General features: G+C 38.0%; 24 protein-coding genes. All 24 read right to left on the bottom strand.

The genetic code is table 11. The annotated features are described in order from the left end of the window. Positions 1-45: 45 nt before the first annotated feature. Complete coding sequence (locus F935_RS07125; protein ID WP_016138294.1) at positions 46-411, bottom strand: lipopolysaccharide assembly protein LapA domain-containing protein; 366 nt, start codon at positions 409-411, stop codon at positions 46-48. A gap of 25 nt (positions 412-436) precedes the next feature. Further along, the gene (locus F935_RS07130; protein WP_003651488.1) at positions 437-739 is read right to left on the bottom strand and encodes an integration host factor subunit beta; all 303 of its coding nucleotides are present in this window, start codon (positions 737-739) and stop codon (positions 437-439) included. A gap of 156 nt (positions 740-895) precedes the next feature. Continuing rightward, positions 896-2,572, bottom strand: a complete 1,677-nt coding sequence (rpsA, locus tag F935_RS07135) for a 30S ribosomal protein S1 (protein ID WP_016138295.1) — start codon at positions 2,570-2,572, stop codon at positions 896-898. A 111-nt stretch (positions 2,573-2,683) separates the two neighbouring features. Next, positions 2,684-3,364 carry a (d)CMP kinase gene (cmk, locus tag F935_RS07140; protein WP_016138296.1) on the bottom strand — a complete coding sequence of 227 codons (681 nt, stop codon included), beginning with the start codon at positions 3,362-3,364 and terminating at the stop codon, positions 2,684-2,686. 10 nt (positions 3,365-3,374) lie between these two features. After that, positions 3,375-3,815, bottom strand: a complete 441-nt coding sequence (locus F935_RS07145; protein ID WP_016138297.1) for an SRPBCC family protein — start codon at positions 3,813-3,815, stop codon at positions 3,375-3,377. A 69-nt stretch (positions 3,816-3,884) separates the two neighbouring features. Next, positions 3,885-4,388, bottom strand: a complete 504-nt coding sequence (gene tadA, locus F935_RS07150; RefSeq protein ID WP_035366124.1) for a tRNA adenosine(34) deaminase TadA — start codon at positions 4,386-4,388, stop codon at positions 3,885-3,887. 5 nt (positions 4,389-4,393) lie between these two features. After that, positions 4,394-5,518, bottom strand: a complete 1,125-nt coding sequence (locus tag F935_RS07155; RefSeq protein ID WP_080645555.1) for an enoyl-CoA hydratase/isomerase family protein — start codon at positions 5,516-5,518, stop codon at positions 4,394-4,396. After that, complete coding sequence (gene ung, locus F935_RS07160; RefSeq protein WP_016138300.1) at positions 5,515-6,228, bottom strand: uracil-DNA glycosylase; 714 nt, start codon at positions 6,226-6,228, stop codon at positions 5,515-5,517. The genes F935_RS07155 and ung overlap by 4 nt, the downstream gene beginning before the upstream one ends. A gap of 49 nt (positions 6,229-6,277) precedes the next feature. Further along, complete coding sequence (locus F935_RS07165; RefSeq protein WP_003651480.1) at positions 6,278-6,874, bottom strand: 6-pyruvoyl trahydropterin synthase family protein; 597 nt, start codon at positions 6,872-6,874, stop codon at positions 6,278-6,280. 229 nt (positions 6,875-7,103) lie between these two features. After that, a complete protein-coding gene (gene gspK / locus F935_RS07170) occupies positions 7,104-8,063 on the bottom strand; it encodes a type II secretion system minor pseudopilin GspK (RefSeq protein ID WP_016138301.1) in 960 nt (319 codons plus the stop codon). Beyond that, positions 8,063-8,764 (bottom strand): type II secretion system minor pseudopilin GspJ, encoded by a 702-nt coding sequence (gspJ, locus tag F935_RS07175; RefSeq protein WP_016138302.1) that lies wholly within the window; start codon positions 8,762-8,764, stop codon positions 8,063-8,065. Before gspJ ends, gspK begins: the two co-directional genes overlap by 1 nt. Next, entirely contained in the window at positions 8,764-9,144 is a 381-nt protein-coding gene (gspI, locus tag F935_RS07180; protein WP_016138303.1) for a type II secretion system minor pseudopilin GspI, read from the bottom strand. Before gspI ends, gspJ begins: the two co-directional genes overlap by 1 nt. Next, a complete protein-coding gene (locus F935_RS07185; RefSeq protein WP_016138304.1) occupies positions 9,134-9,688 on the bottom strand; it encodes a type II secretion system protein in 555 nt (184 codons plus the stop codon). The genes gspI and F935_RS07185 overlap by 11 nt, the downstream gene beginning before the upstream one ends. A gap of 9 nt (positions 9,689-9,697) precedes the next feature. Then, on the bottom strand, positions 9,698-10,306 hold the full coding sequence (locus F935_RS07190; RefSeq protein ID WP_016138305.1) for a TetR/AcrR family transcriptional regulator: 609 nt from the start codon (positions 10,304-10,306) through the stop codon (positions 9,698-9,700). 36 nt (positions 10,307-10,342) lie between these two features. Next, positions 10,343-11,116 carry a TatD family hydrolase gene (locus tag F935_RS07195; RefSeq protein ID WP_016138306.1) on the bottom strand — a complete coding sequence of 258 codons (774 nt, stop codon included), beginning with the start codon at positions 11,114-11,116 and terminating at the stop codon, positions 10,343-10,345. 17 nt (positions 11,117-11,133) lie between these two features. Beyond that, positions 11,134-11,475: a PilZ domain-containing protein gene (locus F935_RS07200; protein ID WP_003651467.1), complete on the bottom strand. Its 342-nt coding sequence runs from the start codon at positions 11,473-11,475 to the stop codon at positions 11,134-11,136. Positions 11,476-11,485: 10 nt separating this feature from the next. Continuing rightward, a complete protein-coding gene (locus F935_RS07205) occupies positions 11,486-12,466 on the bottom strand; it encodes a DNA polymerase III, delta' subunit (protein ID WP_016138307.1) in 981 nt (326 codons plus the stop codon). Between the two features lie 13 nt (positions 12,467-12,479). Continuing rightward, entirely contained in the window at positions 12,480-13,241 is a 762-nt protein-coding gene (kdsB, locus tag F935_RS07210; RefSeq protein ID WP_016138308.1) for a 3-deoxy-manno-octulosonate cytidylyltransferase, read from the bottom strand. Positions 13,242-13,250: 9 nt separating this feature from the next. Next, positions 13,251-14,261 carry a tetraacyldisaccharide 4'-kinase gene (gene lpxK, locus F935_RS07215; protein ID WP_016138309.1) on the bottom strand — a complete coding sequence of 337 codons (1,011 nt, stop codon included), beginning with the start codon at positions 14,259-14,261 and terminating at the stop codon, positions 13,251-13,253. Between the two features lie 2 nt (positions 14,262-14,263). Next, positions 14,264-15,991: a lipid A export permease/ATP-binding protein MsbA gene (gene msbA, locus F935_RS07220; RefSeq protein WP_016138310.1), complete on the bottom strand. Its 1,728-nt coding sequence runs from the start codon at positions 15,989-15,991 to the stop codon at positions 14,264-14,266. Beyond that, a complete protein-coding gene (locus F935_RS07225; RefSeq protein ID WP_016138311.1) occupies positions 15,988-16,416 on the bottom strand; it encodes an ExbD/TolR family protein in 429 nt (142 codons plus the stop codon). The genes msbA and F935_RS07225 overlap by 4 nt, the downstream gene beginning before the upstream one ends. A gap of 14 nt (positions 16,417-16,430) precedes the next feature. Then, the gene (locus tag F935_RS07230; protein ID WP_016138312.1) at positions 16,431-17,066 is read right to left on the bottom strand and encodes a MotA/TolQ/ExbB proton channel family protein; all 636 of its coding nucleotides are present in this window, start codon (positions 17,064-17,066) and stop codon (positions 16,431-16,433) included. Between the two features lie 50 nt (positions 17,067-17,116). Beyond that, entirely contained in the window at positions 17,117-18,004 is an 888-nt protein-coding gene (locus F935_RS07235; RefSeq protein WP_016138313.1) for a ParB/RepB/Spo0J family partition protein, read from the bottom strand. Continuing rightward, complete coding sequence (locus tag F935_RS07240) at positions 18,001-18,783, bottom strand: ParA family protein (RefSeq protein WP_016138314.1); 783 nt, start codon at positions 18,781-18,783, stop codon at positions 18,001-18,003. Before F935_RS07240 ends, F935_RS07235 begins: the two co-directional genes overlap by 4 nt. Positions 18,784-18,804 lie beyond the last annotated feature (21 nt).

Raw genomic sequence — 18,804 nt, forward strand, 5'->3', positions numbered from 1 at the left:
AGAAATATACTACTCTTTACTCGTGAATAAAGAGTAGTGTTCGAATTATAACGGAGTAGAATTTTTATCTTGGGGATAAGCATCTAAAACGGTTTTTTCATGTCTTACATTTGCAGCGGCTTCTGCTGCTGCCAATTGAGCAGTTTGAATCTGTTCTTTTCTCAAATAGTCGATATCTTTACGAAGACGTTTAATTTCCCAGCTTTTTTGAAACACTCTGAAAACTTGCACACCTAATAAAAGACCAACTACCGTTCCAAGTACTAATGTGAGTAGCAATAATAAGCCTAATCGCATAGCTGGAACTTGGGTAAATAGCAAATCAACAGAAAGCTCTGTTGGATTTTGCAATACTAGTGCTAAAGAATAACCAAATACAACAATGAGCAATGCAATTAAAATATAACGCATAGGCACCCCGCTTATAAATTTTTATTTATTTCCCGGATTCGTTGACTGCGTCACGCAGTGCTTTACCGGGTTTGAAATGTGGAACAGCTTTAGCTGCCACTTCTACTGATCTTCCTGTTTTAGGATTGCGACCAACTCTTGGATCACGGTGGTGTAAAGCAAAGCTACCAAAACCACGGATTTCAATTCGATTATCAGTTGATAGTGCTTCTATCATTTGATCAATCATAATTTTAACCGCTTCTTCCACCAAAGGTTCAGCTAAGTGTGGATTTTTTAGCGCAATGCGTTCAATTAAATCAGACTTATTAAGAGCTTCAGTAGTCATCTACGACCTCGTTATTTATTGCTACTCTATGTCGTCTGATAATAACCTGTTTAAATACAAAACGGTAGCGCAGTATGTTGAATACTAGGCTACCGTTTACAGTAATTTGTATAAAAAGTACAATTCCGTTACATGAAACTGTACTTTGTTAACCTATTACTTCATTTGTGCTTTGATCAAGTCACCAATAGTCTTAGGACCATTTTCTTGACTTGTTGTTGTTGTTGTACGTAAAGTAGCAACTGCTTCTTTCTCTTCAGCTTCGTCTTTCGCTTTAACAGACAAGTTGATAGAGCGAGATTTACGATCAACGTTGATGATTTTCGCTTCAACTTCTTGACCAACTTCTAAGAATTTAGTTGCATCTTCAACGCGGTCACGGTTGATTTCAGAAGCTTTAAGAGTAGCTTCTACTTCGTCAGCTAACTTAACAGTTGCGCCACGAGCATCAACTGCAGTTACAGTACCTTTAACTAAAGTACCACGTTCGTTAGCAGCTAAGAAATCATTGAACGGATCGCTGTTCAATTGCTTGATACCAAGGCTGATACGGTTACCTTCAGCGTCTACAGACAAGATAACAGCTTCAACAGTGTCACCTTTCTTGTAACGACGAATAGCTTCTTCGCCTTGCTCGTTCCAAGAAATATCAGACAAGTGTACTAAACCGTCGATACCGCCATTCAAGCCAATGAAGATACCAAAGTCAGTGATAGACTTGATAGTACCAGATACTTTTTCGCCTTTCTCATGAGCTTTAGCAAACTCTTCCCATGGGTTAGCACGAGTTTGTTTAATACCAAGGCTGATACGACGACGTTCTTCGTCAACTTCAAGAACCATAACATCAACTTCATCACCAATCTGAACAACTTTAGATGGGTGGATGTTTTTGTTAGTGTGGTCCATTTCAGAAACGTGAACTAAACCTTCAACGCCTTCAGCGATTTCAGCGAAACAACCGTAGTCAGTTAAGTTAGTTACACGAGCTTTAACGATAGAACCTTTAGGGTAACGGTTCATGATCGCTAACCATGGATCTTCGCCTAATTGCTTAAGGCCTAAAGATACGCGGTTACGCTCACGGTCAAATTTAAGTACTTTAACAGTAACTTCTTGACCAACTTCAACAACTTCTGAAGGGTGCTTGATACGTTTCCAAGCCATATCTGTGATATGGAGAAGACCATCAATACCGCCAAGATCAACGAATGCGCCGTAATCAGTAAGGTTTTTGATTGTACCTGTAACTGTTTGACCTTCTTCAAGTTGAGCAAGTAATGCTTCACGGTCAGCAGAAGATTCTGCTTCCATAACAGCACGACGAGATACAACAACGTTATTACGTTTAGCATCAAGTTTGATTACTTTAAACTCTAACTCTTTACCTTCAAGGTGAGTAGTGTCACGGATAGGACGAGTGTCAACTAATGAACCTGGTAAGAATGCACGAACAGGACCGATGTCAACAGTGAAACCGCCTTTAACTTTACCAGAGATAACACCAGTAACGATTTCGCCATCTTCAAAGATTTTTTCAAGTTTAGTCCAAGTTTCAGCACGCTTAGCTTTTTCACGTGATAAAACTGTTTGACCCATACCGTTGTCAAGAGCTTCAACAACTACGTCAACAGTATCACCAACCTGAACTTCAAGTTCACGTTGTTCATTTAAAAATTCAGCACGGTCAACAATGCCTTCAGACTTTAGGCCAGTGTCAACAGTTACCCAGTCGCTATCGATGTTTACAACAACACCTTGGATGACTGCACCCTTTTCAACGTTGAGGTTTAATTCACTTTCTTCAAAGAGGGCTGCAAAAGATTCGGTCATGATATACCTGATAAATTCCGCGGTCTTGGATCAGACAAGGCCGGTTTAGTTAAGTATCAACATAGTCTTTATAGACTGATCAAGCTATGCGTCAACTGATAATTCTATTTGCTAAATGGTACGGCTATTGACATACTCAACCATTAACTTAAATACCTGATCGATCGTTAATTCCGAACTATCAATGATATAAGCGTCTCTGGCTGGCTTGAGTGGGGCAACTTCTCGCTCCATATCTCTTTTGTCGCGCGCCTGTATATTAGCTAAAATGTCGTTTATTTTAGCATCTAGGCCCATGCCCTGCAACTGTTTTACTCTTCGCTCGGCACGCGACTCAGCTGAAGCCGTTAGATAAATTTTTGCATTTGCTTCTGGGAAAATAGCTGTTGCCATATCACGCCCATCTGCAACTAAGCCAGGATTTTGTGCAAAAGCTCTTTGTCGCTCAAATAATGCCTGTCTAAGCTCTGGAATTGCTGCAACTTTCGATGCATATTCACCAACGCGTTCTGTACGAATTGTTTGAGATACATCTTCACCATCTAGAAAAACTAGAATGCCTGCTGCGGAAGTTTCAAATTTAATATCTAGTTGACGTGCATATTGAATGCATTCATCGAGCTGACTGTCTAATTTCTCTAATAAATCGTGTTTATGTAATGACAACCCTAATAAACGATATAAGGCACCAGAATCGAGTAAATGATATTGATAATGTGCTGCAAGTTTTGCGGCCAATGTTCCTTTACCCGAACCACTCGGACCATCAATAGTAATAATTTGAACTGTCATTGAACTCTCACTAAGAAGCAATTGCTTTAGCTAATCTCGAAAAGCCTAGTGTAATGGCTAGTTTTAGCTGTGCAAGGATTAATTTACTTACCACAGGAGCTTTTGCAGTTAGCTCGATGCGGTATGTAACTAAAGTTATATATGGGGTAATTTCAGAAAACTCGATTCGACCTAAATGATGTTTAATCAAAGGATTGTCTATTAATTTATATTCAATACTTTTATTTTCTTCAAGCAATGTAATTTCTTCTTTAAGGGGCTTGATTGGGCCAAATCCCATACGACGAACTGAGCCCAAACCATCAGGTCTTTTAGAATCTGACGAATCTTTCACACGTACAACTTGTAAAGGTGCAAAAGCAGTATTGTAAGTTGCATGTTTAGATAGCAAGTTAAATACATCACTAAGAGGAGCATTAAATTCTTTTTTTACGGTAATTACATTACGCATTGAATATTCCTTATTAAAAAAATCATGGCAGTCAAATCGCGTTAGTTTGCCATAAGCTCGTGTTACTTTTTAATCATTTAAGGACGTTTTCTGTTGTTTTTCTTGTTTCTTTTGCTCGCGTCTTTGTTTAAAAAAAAGACTGAGTTGTTGGGCACATTTTTCTTGTAAACAACCTTGTTCAAAAGTAAATCTGTGATTGTAATAACCATGTTGCAGTAACTGACGAGCACTTACCAACGAACCTGCTTTAGGTTCTGTTGTGCCAAAAACCACATGTTTGATTCTTGCATGTACTAATGCGCCTACACACATTGTGCATGGCTCAAGAGTGACATATAAAGTTGCATCTTCAGGTAAACGATAATTATCTAATGATAAGCATGCTGCACGAATAGCTTGAATTTCTGCATGTGCAGTGGGATCTAGCAAACTAATGGGAGCATTATAGCCCGATCCAATCATTCGATTTTGACTAACTACAACCGCCCCAACTGGGATCTCACCCTGTTGAGCGGCTAATTCAGCTTGCTCGTAAGCAAGCTGCATCCAATACTCATCACTATATTCAGTCATGTATTTTAGGTGATCACACCATGTTGTCTAAGCAAAGCATTCCAGCTATCTATTGAAGTCACTGGCGGACAATCAGCTAATATGCCTCTTAAGCTTAGGTCTTCACATGGTTTCCATTCTGGTGATAAATCTTTATCAACCAAGCGTGCACGGACACCTTCTACAAAGTCAGGATGACGAATTTTCCACTCAGAAATCTGAGCTTCAAGATCAAAGACTTCGTCCCAAGAATGTATTTGTTTACCCCATTGCCATAACAACCAAGTAATAGCAGCAGTACTAGGAGATCCTTTTTGTAAGTTCTCACTCGCTTGACGCAACCAATCACTGCTCGCATCACGCAAACTCACAATAGCTTGATAATCTTGCTCAAAATTAAAGCCGCGGCAAACACTATGAATCACGTCTAGCGAGTTTTGTAATGGACCTGCCGCAACCGGACGATGTAAACTATTTAAAGTATCATCAATTGCGCGGAAATCCCCAGCAGGATAATGAGCCCAATTAATATTTAAAACTTTCTGCAAAACATTATCACGTTGTGCTTCACAAATATGTGTTGCCCAGCCGATGCTATATGCTCCAGCAGCCGTCATGATTGAACCAGTTAAACCAGTAAACAAACCTACTGGACCACGATCTGCTAGAAAACGGCTCGCTCCGACATCTGGATATAAACCAATATTAATCTCAGGCATTGCTAAACGAGAATATGGGGTGACTAGACGGAATGGTGCTGCCATAAACAGACCCAAACCACCGCCCATAACGTAGCCTTCGCCCCAAACAACCACAGGTTTAGCATAATTATGTAAGAGTAAGTCTAAAGCATATTCTTGCTGGAAAAACTTATTCGCAGTATCTACTTCTTGATTGATAACAAGTTGACGTAATTTTCTAACGTCACCACCCGCACAAAAAGCTTTCGGCGTAGTTGAATCTAACCAAATTGCTTTAACGCTCTCATCATCACGAAAATCTTCAAATACACGTAATAATGCCGTTACGATTGACTCATCTAAAGCATGCAATGATTTAGGACGATTCAAACGTACTATACGCCAGCCGTTTTTTGCTTCTTCGACCACCAAGTCCGGGTGATAGTTATTTAGATTGGGAGAGTTCATCATGCGTCCAATTGCCAGTCTATGGGCTCAATGCCATGTTGTTTCAAATATTGATTTGTTTTTGAGAACACTTTGCATCCAAAAAAACCTCCTCTGTTTGCAGCAAGGGGCGATGGATGTGCAGCGGTTAAAACCAAGTGTTTATCTCTATTTATACGTTGTCCTTTGCGCTGTGCATAAGCACCCCACAAAATAAATACTACATGTTCTCTTTGCTCATTCAGGACATCAATGACTTCATCAGTAAATGCTTCCCAACCTTGCTTTTGATGTGAAGTTGGCTGTCCAGCCTCAACGGTAAGCACGCTGTTCAGTAAAAGCACCCCTTGATTAGCCCATTTCGTTAAGTCACCATGGCGAGGGGCTGGAATACCCAAATCTGTATGCAATTCATGAAAAATATTACGTAAAGATGGTGGTAATGCAATACCTTTTTGAACAGAGAAACTTAATCCATTTGCTTGATTTGGTCCATGATATGGATCTTGTCCCAAAATAACGACTTTCACCTCAGCCAAGGGTGTCGTATTTAGAGCACTAAAGATTTGTTTACTCGGCGGATATATTATTTTTTGTGCTTGTTTCTCTTGAAATAAGAAATCGCGCAAATTATCCATTTGAGGGCTTAACAAAAAAGGCGCTAAAGATATTTTCCAGCTTTCTTCTAATTGAACTTTACTGAGTTTATCTTGCTGTTGCTCAGTTAATTGCATTAATGTCATCCTAGATCAATTTTCAATTCTACAAATACAGTAATTCGATTTACACTTCGACTTGCAAATCAACTTGAGGATTATTAAATTTCATCCCTTTTTTCAAGTCTTCATACATTTGCGGATTTGCCCACTCTATCTGAATTTGTTCTGAAAAAACAATTCCATCAAGACTTAAAATCCCCATTTGTTCGTTTTGAATATCTTCAATAAAGCTTTGAGCATATCCAGTATCAGTCTCATGAACAATAACTGAATAAACCTCAACATCACCTTCCCCATTTTGAGTGATTGTTGATTGCAAAACTTGCTGAGCTAGATAAAAGAAAATACGAGAGAACTGTTCAGCCGATGGCGAAACAGGTAAAGAAATCCAGCGAGCACTAAAAGTCTGACAAGCATCAATATATTGAGAATCATCTTTTTCCCAAAAACAGATTGCATGATCAAAGCTGTCAATAAGGTCTTTTATTACCCCTTTTAAAAGCCCAAAATCATAAACCATTTGTCCATGATCTAATTTCGAAGCTTTAAGCAATAATTCGACTTTATAGCTATGTCCATGAATTGATCGCTTACAACGATCCGATGTACAGTTACGTACAACATGTGCATTTTCAAACTTAAATAACTTACGAATTAACATGTGCCAAATCGATCATTCCTTCTAGGAACATTATTATAAAGCAAAAGACGAAAACTTCGCACCACTTTTCAATTAGAAACAATTAGCGAAAAGTATGATAAGACTTGTGAAGAAATATTGAAGATAAATATATAGAACATTTATCTTTATTCTATATAGCCATGAGAGAAGTTTCTAACCATGACTTTTTTAACAATATGATCTAAACAAATAAATCAAAACTTTTCAATTAGTTAAATGATGCCATATTTCTAGAATAAACATAAACCTGCTTATCATTACGCATTAGTGCACTTGTAAATTGTCTTTTCCGATTATTTAGCACAACCTCAATTTGTGCTTGAAAAAAACTCGACTTTACATCTAACAGGCTATTCAGCTCAGTTCTATTTTGAGTATCAACTGTTGAAAAAGCATTCAGTTGCCATAATTCATCAATATTTTGAAAGAATTTTAAATTTTGTTGGCGCATCTGAAGTTCTTTTTCTATCGCCCCTAAATCTAATTTTTGATCCATACTCGCTAAGACTAATGCTGGGGCCGTATTAATATTCACTTTTGTATTTTCGGGCAAGGCAGAAATATAGGGAGCAATTAAGTCATATTTCTTACCATCAAAACCTCTTACTAACTTTAACTCTTCAATACGATGAAATTTAGCATTTGAAGCTAAATAACTAGGATCAAGGCCTTCATAATAACTGCTTTCCGCCCCCATAGGCCCAGATGGTTCGTCATCTGGATCTTGCCAATCAATAACTGCTTGACTTAACTCTGCTGACAAGCCTACACGTACAAGTAACCGCTCAAACCAATTTTTAGCAGCTTTGTTTACATTACCTTCATTCGTCGTCAAATTGTTTAGGTTAAATTTGCCTGACTCATCTAGTAAACGTCCTGATACTAATCCATCTTCTATCGGAAAAGGTGGCATCGGCTGTGCCCACGTTTCTTTTAAATGATCAACGCTACCAGCATTGTTTGCATCTTGAATTAATAATTCAGAAAAAAAGGCCTCTGCACTTTTTGCATAGAGTAATGACTGATTTTGACGCATTAAATAGCCAGTATTTTCCATCGTATTGGTTTGATGCTTTGCAATAGAGGCAGCTAAAATTGTAGCCAATGCAACCATAATTAGAATGGTGAGCAAAGCAACACCTTGCTGATTTTTTTTATAGAATAACATTATTGCGCTCCTTGCTTGGAGAGCGATAAATCACCTTGATTTAAGCTATAAATCCACTCATAACTTACACCGGCAACTGTGAGTTGTATTTTTATTCCTTTCGGCAGCTTTCTAAATTCTTCAGGTTTTGTGGGATCAATATTAATTTCTGGCCACTTTGTCACTTCTTGTGGCGTGAGCACCATAATTTGAAATTGTTCGACTTGGCTCAACAGCGTACTTGATAATGGTTGCTCTCTATTTGAAGTATTTAAATTGCTATATTTAAGACGATAAAGCTTTTTTTGATCAGGATCATATTTATATTCAATACGCTCAAAAGGTGATAAACCTTGTTTTAATGGATCAGTAACACCAGCCTTACTAAAATGGAGAACTTGGTTATCAAGCTCTAATGCTGGATGAAGCTGTCCCCCTTGATTTGCCGATAAAGGTATAATTTGCAGTGTATCTCGCAAAACTTGTTGATACGCATCTTGTAATTCAAATAACTGCACTTCATGTTGAGCATTACGGTCACGAACTTTTAATAAATAATCAAAAATCTTCCAACCCAACAAAGATAGAACAGCAAAAATTGCAATTGCGACTAAAAGCTCAACTAAAGTAAATCCTGAGGCGCGAGTTAATCGAGCACTGCTCGATCGTGCCGTAAGACGGGAAGCTGGGATTCTCGAGCAAAGATATTTATTTTTTATCATTATTTTACTTTCATTGGATAATTAAAAAATACCAAATGGGTAATACCATTTTGAACTTTCCCTTTATCAGAATCATATAAGCTAATTTGCAAATCTACTTTCTGAACATTCGGGCTGACTGTAGACTCAGCAGATTTATCAATCTGCCAAGTTTCACCTTGAGAAGTAACCTGTTTACTTTGAGTTCCTTGCAACCATTCTTGATTTATCTCCATTAAGGCAACTTCATTCATTGCCACAAACTGAGCTTTTGTTCTAAGAATTGCATTTGAGGTAGATTGGGTATATTGCATGGCCACTTTAGTTAAGGCGACGGCAGCTACCGCAAAAATTGCTAAAGCTACCATTACTTCTAATAGAGTAAAGCCTTTAGATTTCATTTATTTTACCCAAATGATCAATTTGTATTTCTGAACCAATTGGTTTTTGTTCAAAGTAAAACTGTATTTTAACTGTTTTAGCTTCACCATTTCCAAACCAGATTAATTGGGGAGCCTGTCCACCAACTAAATCTGTATTCGTAGCTTTTGAATAGGTTTGACCATCTAGAGGTTGTACTGTAAACGATACATGTTTAGGCAATTGGCGCGTAGTAAATTCTGGATATTTTTGCCAACGGTTTTTTAAATCTTGGACCTGTAATTTACTCTGATCGTGGTATTCATAGAGTTCATAGGAAAATGGAGAAACGTCTGTTTCACTTAAGGTAGATAAAGCTAAAACACGAGATTGATCAAGTGACTCTTTACCAATTTTATGTGCATCAAGCAAAAATAACTCTCTTGCTTGCATCGCTTTCTTTTGGTCAACCCCACCTATATTAAGTACAACAAGAGAGGTCATAATCGTCATAATAACAATCACCACCATCACTTCAATGAGGGTAAAACCTTTTTGTGATTTAGGCGGTGATTGAGATTTCATATCGACCTATTAAGCATATTGTTCAACACTTTGTTTAGGTAAGGCCAATGCCTGATCAATATAAGCCACTCTTAAAGTGTCCCTTGAACCTAAATAGCGTTGATAAAAACTTGAGTTGAGAATAGCTGCTGCACCATGAGTTAACGACCAAATAGATGCCAGATAATCTCGAGTTGTCATATTGCTTTGAATTGATTCTAAATAGTGATCTGTCATTCGAATGATAATTCGTAATCGCTGTTTACGCACTTGATAAAGCTCATTAAAAAGGTGGTGTACTCCTTGAGCTGTAATCGAAAGTTTTTCCTCAATTTGATGAAATAAAACTGTCCGTTCAGGATGATGTAAATGATGCAGCATAAAAAAGGCCAAATGTTCTGGAAAGGCCTTTTCAGTATCTTGAACCATTTCGAGTAACATACGTTCATTACGGATAATCAATAGCATGTACAACTCATCTTTACTTTGAAAGTGTTTGTACAAAGTTCCTTTTGCTAAATCAAGCTCAGCAGCCAAGACATCAAGTGTCATTCCAGCTTCGCCATTTTCTAGCAATAATTGCTCCGCAACCTGAAATATTAATACTTCTCTTGCTCGGAACTGAGCCTGACGATCCATCTTCACGCAATTACTCTCTTATATAGTTTCTATAACTTAAATCGCTTTTAGCAAGTTCTCAAAATTTTGTGAGGTGATCATTGCAATTTCCTCAACCGATTTATCATATACATCGCTGAGCGCTTTGGCTACATAAGGCACATATTTTGGCTCATTTGTTTTACCGCGATATGGCACAGGTGCTAAATAAGGACTATCTGTTTCAATTAAAAGTCGATCTAGTGGAACTTGTTTAGCTACATCACGCAAGTCTTGTGCATTTTTAAATGACACAATACCTGAAAAAGAAATGTAATAACCACAATCCAACACAGCCTTAGCAGTTTCCCAATCTTCGGTAAAACAATGCAAAATTCCATGCGTGGAGTTTTCAGCACGAATAATATCTACCGTATCATGCTTTGCTGAACGCGTATGGACGACGACTGGTTTTTTTACAATTTTCGAAGCTTGGATATGTCTGGCAAAACATGCCTTTTGCTCTTCAATAAAATCTGCACTGTGATAATAATCCAATCCAGTTTCACCCAGAGCCCATACTTTTTCTGATCGAGCTAACTCGATCAAATGTTCGGTCGTTGCACGTGCCATCGTATCGACATCTTCACAAGGATGTACCCCTACCGTATATCCAACATCTTCATGCCTCTTTGCAATTTCTGCTAATGCAATGTGGTCATCAAGATCAACGGATATTGCCATAAATTTAGACACGCCTTCTGCTCGCGCTGCAGCGAGCGCAAGGTCTAGATCACCGTTGTAGGGCGTTAAATCTAACATCGTTAAATGGCAATGCGTATCAACAAACACTTTTTTATCCTATTTGACTACATGGTATAACTTGGACGATCTAGAGACATACTACCAGCCAAAACTCTTTCTGCCTCAGCTTTATAGTAAATTCCCTTATCTCCACTTAATTGAATAGCAAAACCTTGAGGTTTAAATCCACTCTGCTTGTGCGATATCCAAATCACCTTACCCGTAAGAGGAATTTTTTGAGACTGCTCAGGCAAAGTAGCTAAAATGAAAATTTCTTGTCCCATTTTTACTTTTTGTTTTGATGGTACAAATAGGCCTCCACCTTGCACATATCCCATATAGCTTGCTTGTAAAGTAGCTCTATCAGGAATATTTACCTGAATAATCCCCCCCATTTGCGGCTGCATAATCTTCCCCTTAAATATTCATTAACGTTATAAACAATTGATCTATAATAAGTTGACTTTGTACATTTTGCTCAACCAGCTTTTTTGCTTGTTGTAGTTCACTATAAATATTGAATAAGCTTTCTAAATCGTAATATGGACTTAATTGATCAAAATCTAAATCTGTATTTTTCTGCGGTTGATTTAGCTTGACACAAATTAAATCTCCCAACAAGTACTCAAAAAGTACGATAAAATCACTAAAACTTAATTCTTTTTGCCATTTTCCTGAGAAAAATAAAGGCATATTTTTTTGAGCTACAATTTTTAGCCAATCATTTAAGAAAGTCTGTCGTTTAGCAAACCAATCACTTTTTGCAATTTCTATTGCTTGTAAAGGCATATCATTAGATAGGCCAAGTAATAAATCAGGTTGTACTTCTGCAATTTCAGATAAATGCTCATTCAAATATGAAGTAGCCTGCTCATATGAAATGCGATCTAAAGCAAAATGCTGCAATCGGCTACGAATAGTGGCTGGTAATTTAAGGTAGTGATCAGCCAATAAAATTAAAACAACACGCTCACCGGGCTCTTCTAAGGTTTTTAATAATGCATTTGAGGATGCCAAGTTAAGAGCTTCCGCAGGCTCAATAAGAATAACTCGCCAGCCCTCTCCAGTTTGCTGCACGAAAGGCAGTAAATCTCGAATCTTTTCGATTTTTATTTTTGCATTTTGCTTTTTATTTTCTTCATCTGTTGTGATATGAACATAATTTGGATGAGTGTCTGATTTTAACCATTGACAACTACTACACTCACCACAAGCACCATGAGGTTGCTTATTGAGACAAAGCACCCACGCCAAAAAATGCTTAGCAAAAGCATGCTTCCCACAGCCTTGCTTGCCATAGAATAATAGGCCATGCCCAATATTGGGAAACCTTGTTGTTAAGGTATCCCAAGTTGTTTTTTGCCAAGGATAAACCTTTGAAGTTACATTCGGATTCATTAAAAATTAACGCTTATTCAAAAGATTCGACAGGCATATTATTTAAGCGATCAAGATCAGCTTGAGTGTCCACACCAGGTGGTAAATTTGCTTGAGCAACAGCAATAGCAATACGATGTCCATTTTCTAAAACACGTAATTGTTCAAGACTTTCTAATTTTTCAAGCTTACCCATATCCCAGGTCACATATTCTTGCAATAAGCTCACTCGATACGCATATAAACCCAAATGACGAAATGCTTGTGTATGTAAAGTCGGTTCATCATGCTTAGCCCCATCTCGATCATAAGGAATAGTTGCTCGGCTAAAATATAAAGCTTCATTTTGTTTAGACATGACTACTTTTACAATACTATCGCGCTGAAACTCGTCTAAGGTATGAATAGGCTCGCATAACGTCGACATTGAACAATTTGGTTTATCAACCAAAAGTTTTGCAACTTGTTTAACAAGTTGGGCTGGTAATAAAGGTTCATCTCCCTGAACATTTACAATAATGTCATCAGCATCCCAACCTTTAAGACGAGCAACTTCGCTTAATCGGTCTGTTCCTGATGGGTGATCAGGACTTGTGAGAACAACATCTACACCATCTGCACGGCAAATCTCAGCAATACGTTCATCATCTGTTGCCACACATAGATCATCAAAGCCTTCGACTTTTTTGGCTTGATCGACTACACGTAAAATCATAGGACGGTCATGAATAAGCAACAATGGTTTACCTGGCAAACGCGAACTTGAGAAGCGTGCTGGAATGACGATGTGTTTCATTTGTTCTTCCTAAGATAATTGGATATCAAGTTGCTGCAGTTGCTGCTTTAAAACCTGATAACACTCTACAGACAGGATAGCTTTAACAGGAACAACCCAAATAGGCTGTTTAAATTCCGGATTTTTTTCAAGCAATGGTAATAATTTAACTGCATCTTTTTCAGTTGTAATAAGTGGCAGTTCATCATTAAAAATTAAATCATTGATTGAGTAATCATGATGGTCACGAAACGCATGTTCTTGAAATTGTTTCAGGCCTAGAGCTTTAAGTGTTTGATAAAAACGTTGTGGAAAGCCAATACCCACTACAGCATGATAATTACCTTGAGGATTAAAACTGTGTTCGACCCTTGGCGAAGGATTGAGTAAATATGGCTGTCCAGTCTCAAGATGCATATTTAATTCTGTAGTTGGTTTATACGCATGTTCAATTACTATTCCAGTTTCTAAACGCTCAACTGGCTCTCTCAAATATCCTTCAGGTAATAGTTTTTGATTTCCTAAGCCACGATTTTGGTCGAGTACAATCCACTCGATTTGTCGTCCTAATGCCCAATGCTGTAAGCCATCATCACTAATAATTAAATCTAGTTGTGTTGATGCTAGTAAAAGTTCTATTGCAGCCTGCCTATTAGGACCCACTGCCATTGGTACACTTGTCGATTGAACAATTAATGCAGGCTCATCTCCAACCCGAGTTGCTTGAGCACCCGAAGTAACCAACATTGGAAAAGGACCTGTACCACCATACCCACGGCTAATTACACCAACTTTGACATTGTGTTGTTGTAAATAATTCACCAGCTGTATTAATAATGGAGTTTTTCCACTTCCACCCACGGTAATATTTCCAATTACCATAACAGGTACAGGAGCTTTATAGACTTTTTTTAAACCCACAGTATAAAAATTACGATTTAATAGAAACCCAGCACGATACAAACAAGATAATGGACGTAAAGCAATCAACCAACTCGATTGCTTATTCCATGCATTCTGGATCAGCTGGGCCAATGACATGCTTAGTTATCCTCAAAATTACGCTGATGTAATTGATAATAAGCACCATGTTTTTCAAGAAGCTCTTTATGAGTACCTTGCTCAACAATTTTCCCTTGATCCATCACTACAATACAATCAGCATTTTCAATTGTTGATAAACGGTGTGCGATAACGATCGTTGTACGGTCTTGCATCGCTTCATCAAATGCTTGCTGAATAAAATGTTCAGATTCATTATCGAGAGCACTTGTTGCTTCATCTAAAATTAGAATTGGAGCATTCTTTAAAATTGCTCGAGCAATTGCAATTCGCTGACGCTGACCACCTGATAGGTTTAGACCTTGCGCACCCAAAACAGTGTCATAACCGTTTGGTAAATTCATAATGAAATCATGTGCATATGCTGCTTTTGCCGCTGCATAGATTTTTTCATCTGATGCACCTTCCAACTGACCATATGCGATGTTTTCACGAATAGTGCGGTTAAACAATATAACTTGTTGATTTACCATTGCAATTTGCGTGCGCAGACTAGAAAGCTCAATATCATTAATTGGCAAATCATCTAAATAAATTTGTCCACTTGATACTTCTTGAAAACGTACCAACATATTAACTAATGAACTTTTACCCGCCCCTGAACGACCAACCAATGCCACAGTTTGACCTGGACGAATATCCAAAGAAAAATCTTTAATAGCTGATATGCCATCAGCATAATTTAATGTCACATGATCAAAACGGATTGCGCCATTTAATTTAGGCTTCAATTGGCCATTGTTTTGCTCTTCAGGTAAATCTAGTAATTCAAAAACAGAATGAGCTGCTGCTAAACCACGTTGTAACTTTTCATTGACATCAGTCAAGCTTTTAACTGGTTTTGCTAACAGACCAGCTGCTGTAAGGTAGGCTACAAATTCACCAGCACTTGTAGTGCCTAAAATCTGAGGTCGTAAAGCTAACCATACGATAAGAGCCATAGCACAAGCCATTACCACCTGAACAACCGGACTATTCAGGTTTTGTACAATCACCATTTTTAAACCACGTTTTAAGTTCTCTTCCGATGACTTATAGAAACGTTTTTGTTCAGATTCCTCACCGGCAAAAGTCTTTACTACGGCATTACCATTAATACTTTCTTGGACAACATGGTTCACATCGCCCATCGTATCTTGAACTTGTAACGAAAGCTTTCGCATACGTTTCGAAGCTTTACGTACCAATACACCAATCACTGGTAAAAACACAAAAACGCATAAGGTAAGACGCCAATTGGTATAGAACAGATAGCCTAATAGTCCAAGAGTAATCATCCCATCCCTAACAATGGTTCTTAATGATTCCGAAGATGCAGCTGTTAGCTGTTCAACGTTATACATAATTTTGGCAGTAATATGACCAGATGAATTATCTAAGTAATATTGTGCTGGGAGCTTTAAAAGTTTCGCATAAACTTCCTGACGAATACTAAAAACTAAACTACGTGAAATCACCGCAGTATAGTAGCCGCCCATAAATAGACCTAAGCCACGGAAGAATACTAATAAAATAATTAATAACGGGAACCAATCCAAATCAGCTCTGCTGCTGTTTTGGATTGCATCAATAATAAATTTAATCAATTTAGCAACGGAAACTTCTGTTGCTGAGTTAATACCGAACCCGATAAGTACTAATAAGGCCGCGCCCCAATAAGGTTTTAAATAGGCTATGAGACGCTTATAAACCTTAAAATCTTGATTCACTCAGAAAAACCTCTAGAAGGAACTTTGGTACTAATATTGATGTTAACAAAACCGAGCTGTCCTGCTACATCCATAACACGAATGACATCCTGATGAGATGCTTTGGCATCCGCAGCAATGATGAACATAAAATCACGGTGCTCTTGAGCAACTTGCTTAATTGCAGTACTCAGATCAGCAACCTCTTTAGATGAAAGTGCTTGACCATTCACAGCATAATGACCAGCAGAGTCTACCACGACTTCAATTTTATGATCGTACTGTTTTGGTGGAACACCTTGTGCATCTGGTAATGTTAAATTGATGCGACTTGGCTGATTAAAAGTGGTAGACAGTAATAAAAAAACCATAATGAACAACAAACAATCAATCATAGGCGTTAAATTGATATGAATATCTTCAACTTGAGAACGTTTAAACTTCATTTGGCGTCCATCTCTTAACCAACACGGCGGTGTTCAGCTACAGAAGAAGAACGCTTATAGAACAATGAAGCATGAAACAAGGTCGATTGCTGTTCTAATTCAGCAATATAATCTTGCACCACTCTTTGAAAGTAGCGATAAGCAATTAGAGCAGGAATTGCAATTAACATTCCCACAGCTGTGGTAATTAATGCTTTAGAGATACCAGGGATCATTAAACTTGGACTACCAGCTGATCCAAAATCAATCACAAGAAATGATTCAATAATTCCAACCACAGTACCAAGTAACCCGAGTAACGGCGCTACAGCACTTAAAGTGCCCAAAAAATTAATATTTTTTTCCAAATAAGAAATTTCTTGAGAAGCTGCCACTTCCATTTGCGCACGAGCAAATTGCTCACCATGCTCGCGATGCTCAAAACCTGCTTTTAAAATATGTCCCAATGCACTACTTTGCACTTCTACATTTTGTTCTAAACTTTCCACGATATCTTCAGCTTTTAAAGAGCCCTTACCGCTTAATGCTTCGGGTAGAACTTGTGAACGTCTTAACCGAACAAAACGTTCAATACTGATCGCAACAGTTAAAATCGAGCATAGAATTAAAGGCAGCATCAACCAGCCACCCGCTCTCACAAGTTCCCACATATTTTCTTCCCCAAGAATATAAAATTAGAAATACATGACCCAACTGCAAATTATTCTGGCAAACAAATATTTAAAATGCCATCTAACTCATCCAAGGTATGATAATGAATAACAAGCTTACCCTTACCTTTTTGGTTATGATCAATTTTTACATTTGCGCCAAAACGCTCTGATAATTTTTGTGTCAATTGCTCAATATCTGGCGCTACAGGTGCTTTTTCCTTTTCCTGTTTAGGCTCACTTCTATCACGCACCAATTGCTCTGTTTGACGAACGGACAATCCTTTCTCAATTACAATTTTAGCAACTTCTAATTGATCTTTACCTTTCAAAGTCAAAATTGCTCGAGCATGCCCCATATCAAGCTGGCCTTGCTGCATGAAATCTTTAATGTCATCAGCTAAACTCAATAACCGTAATAGATTACTGACAGTAGTACGTGCTTTACCAACCGTGTCGGCAATTTCCTGATGACTTAGACCAAATTCATCATGAAAGCGCTGTAAAGCTATTGCTTGATCAATCGGATTTAAATCTTGACGCTGAATGTTTTCAATTAATGCTAATGCAATTGCAACCTGATCATTTAAATCACGAACAATTGCTGGAATTTCAGTTAAACCCGCAATTTGTGCTGCACGCCAACGACGTTCACCCGCAATGATTTCAAATGGATGAGCTTCATCATCAACTGGACGGATGACAATAGGCTGCATCACCCCATGTTTTTCAATAGAAGATGCCAGCTCTTGTAAATCATGCTCATGAATAAAACGGCGTGGTTGATATTCACCACGTTTCAGCAAATTCACATCAACTTGCTTTAACTGTCCGTGGTCTAACGCCTGTGCTTCCAGTTGTAATTTTTCTTTTTGAATTGAACCAAGTAATGCATCTAAACCACGTCCTTTAGCCAATCCGCGTTTTTTGATGCTCATACTTTACTTCCTTTCTTCACTTTACTTCTCTTTAACATCTCAGCTGCAAGATTTAAGTATGCAACTGCACCTTTAGAACTTTTTTCGAAATAGATAACAGGTAAACCATGTGCTGGCGCTTCTGCTAAGCGAACATTACGTGGAACAACAGTCTCATAAAGCTTTTTGCCGAAATACTGCTCTAATTCTGCAGAAACATCACGTGTTAAAGCATTTCGTGCATCGTACATCGTACGTATTACACCAATAATTTCTAAATCAGGATTGAGTGCCTTTTGAATACGATCAATGGTCTGAGTTAAATCAGCTAAACCCTCTAGCGCATAATATTCGCATTGCATTGGAATAATTACACTATCTACAGCTGCCAAAGCATTAACAGTAATCAAGCTCAAGCTTGGAGCACAATCCACAATGATATAGTCAAATGAGTTTCTGATTTCATTCAAAGCATTCTTTAGAATGAATTCACGACCTTCCTGCTCTGCAATAGCAAGCTCTACACCTGAAAGTTCACGATTAGAACCTAGAACTTTATATCCAACTTCTGCTTTTTGAATGGCTGTTTCAATTGGAACTTCGCCAAGAAGAACATCTGTAATTGAATACAAAAGATCGTTCTTTTGAATACCAGACCCCATCGTAGCATTACCTTGTGAGTCCATATCTACAAGTAATACACGTTTTTTTAATACAGCTAGAGACGCTGCAAGATTTACTGCAGTCGTTGTTTTACCAACACCACCCTTTTGGTTTGCAATCGCAATAATTTGAGCCATGGTAACCTTAATACTTTTTAT

It is taken from the genome of Acinetobacter calcoaceticus ANC 3811 (assembly GCF_000399665.1).
In the GTDB taxonomy this organism is placed as follows: domain Bacteria; phylum Pseudomonadota; class Gammaproteobacteria; order Pseudomonadales; family Moraxellaceae; genus Acinetobacter; species Acinetobacter calcoaceticus_B.

What these genes read in the sequence shown, in the direction of transcription:
- F935_RS07145 (WP_016138297.1), bottom strand. Translation starts at nt 3,815, where the DNA reads ATGCGTAATGTAATTACCGTAAAAAAAGAATTTAATGCTCCTCTTAGT.
- gspJ (WP_016138302.1), bottom strand. Translation starts at nt 8,764, where the DNA reads ATGATAAAAAATAAATATCTTTGCTCGAGAATCCCAGCTTCCCGTCTT.
- F935_RS07130 (WP_003651488.1), bottom strand. Translation starts at nt 739, where the DNA reads ATGACTACTGAAGCTCTTAATAAGTCTGATTTAATTGAACGCATTGCG.
- F935_RS07165 (WP_003651480.1), bottom strand. Translation starts at nt 6,874, where the DNA reads ATGTTAATTCGTAAGTTATTTAAGTTTGAAAATGCACATGTTGTACGT.
- gspK (WP_016138301.1), bottom strand. Translation starts at nt 8,063, where the DNA reads ATGTTATTCTATAAAAAAAATCAGCAAGGTGTTGCTTTGCTCACCATT.
- F935_RS07190 (WP_016138305.1), bottom strand. Translation starts at nt 10,306, where the DNA reads ATGGATCGTCAGGCTCAGTTCCGAGCAAGAGAAGTATTAATATTTCAG.
- F935_RS07235 (WP_016138313.1), bottom strand. Translation starts at nt 18,004, where the DNA reads ATGAGCATCAAAAAACGCGGATTGGCTAAAGGACGTGGTTTAGATGCA.
- kdsB (WP_016138308.1), bottom strand. Translation starts at nt 13,241, where the DNA reads ATGAAACACATCGTCATTCCAGCACGCTTCTCAAGTTCGCGTTTGCCA.
- F935_RS07240 (WP_016138314.1), bottom strand. Translation starts at nt 18,783, where the DNA reads ATGGCTCAAATTATTGCGATTGCAAACCAAAAGGGTGGTGTTGGTAAA.
- F935_RS07185 (WP_016138304.1), bottom strand. Translation starts at nt 9,688, where the DNA reads ATGAAATCTCAATCACCGCCTAAATCACAAAAAGGTTTTACCCTCATT.
- rpsA (WP_016138295.1), bottom strand. Translation starts at nt 2,572, where the DNA reads ATGACCGAATCTTTTGCAGCCCTCTTTGAAGAAAGTGAATTAAACCTC.
- F935_RS07230 (WP_016138312.1), bottom strand. Translation starts at nt 17,066, where the DNA reads ATGTGGGAACTTGTGAGAGCGGGTGGCTGGTTGATGCTGCCTTTAATT.
- ung (WP_016138300.1), bottom strand. Translation starts at nt 6,228, where the DNA reads ATGCAATTAACTGAGCAACAGCAAGATAAACTCAGTAAAGTTCAATTA.
- tadA (WP_035366124.1), bottom strand. Translation starts at nt 4,388, where the DNA reads ATGACTGAATATAGTGATGAGTATTGGATGCAGCTTGCTTACGAGCAA.
- F935_RS07155 (WP_080645555.1), bottom strand. Translation starts at nt 5,518, where the DNA reads ATGATGAACTCTCCCAATCTAAATAACTATCACCCGGACTTGGTGGTC.
- gspI (WP_016138303.1), bottom strand. Translation starts at nt 9,144, where the DNA reads ATGAAATCTAAAGGCTTTACTCTATTAGAAGTAATGGTAGCTTTAGCA.
- F935_RS07200 (WP_003651467.1), bottom strand. Translation starts at nt 11,475, where the DNA reads ATGCAGCCGCAAATGGGGGGGATTATTCAGGTAAATATTCCTGATAGA.
- lpxK (WP_016138309.1), bottom strand. Translation starts at nt 14,261, where the DNA reads ATGTCATTGGCCCAGCTGATCCAGAATGCATGGAATAAGCAATCGAGT.
- F935_RS07205 (WP_016138307.1), bottom strand. Translation starts at nt 12,466, where the DNA reads ATGAATCCGAATGTAACTTCAAAGGTTTATCCTTGGCAAAAAACAACT.
- F935_RS07225 (WP_016138311.1), bottom strand. Translation starts at nt 16,416, where the DNA reads ATGAAGTTTAAACGTTCTCAAGTTGAAGATATTCATATCAATTTAACG.
- cmk (WP_016138296.1), bottom strand. Translation starts at nt 3,364, where the DNA reads ATGACAGTTCAAATTATTACTATTGATGGTCCGAGTGGTTCGGGTAAA.
- F935_RS07125 (WP_016138294.1), bottom strand. Translation starts at nt 411, where the DNA reads ATGCGTTATATTTTAATTGCATTGCTCATTGTTGTATTTGGTTATTCT.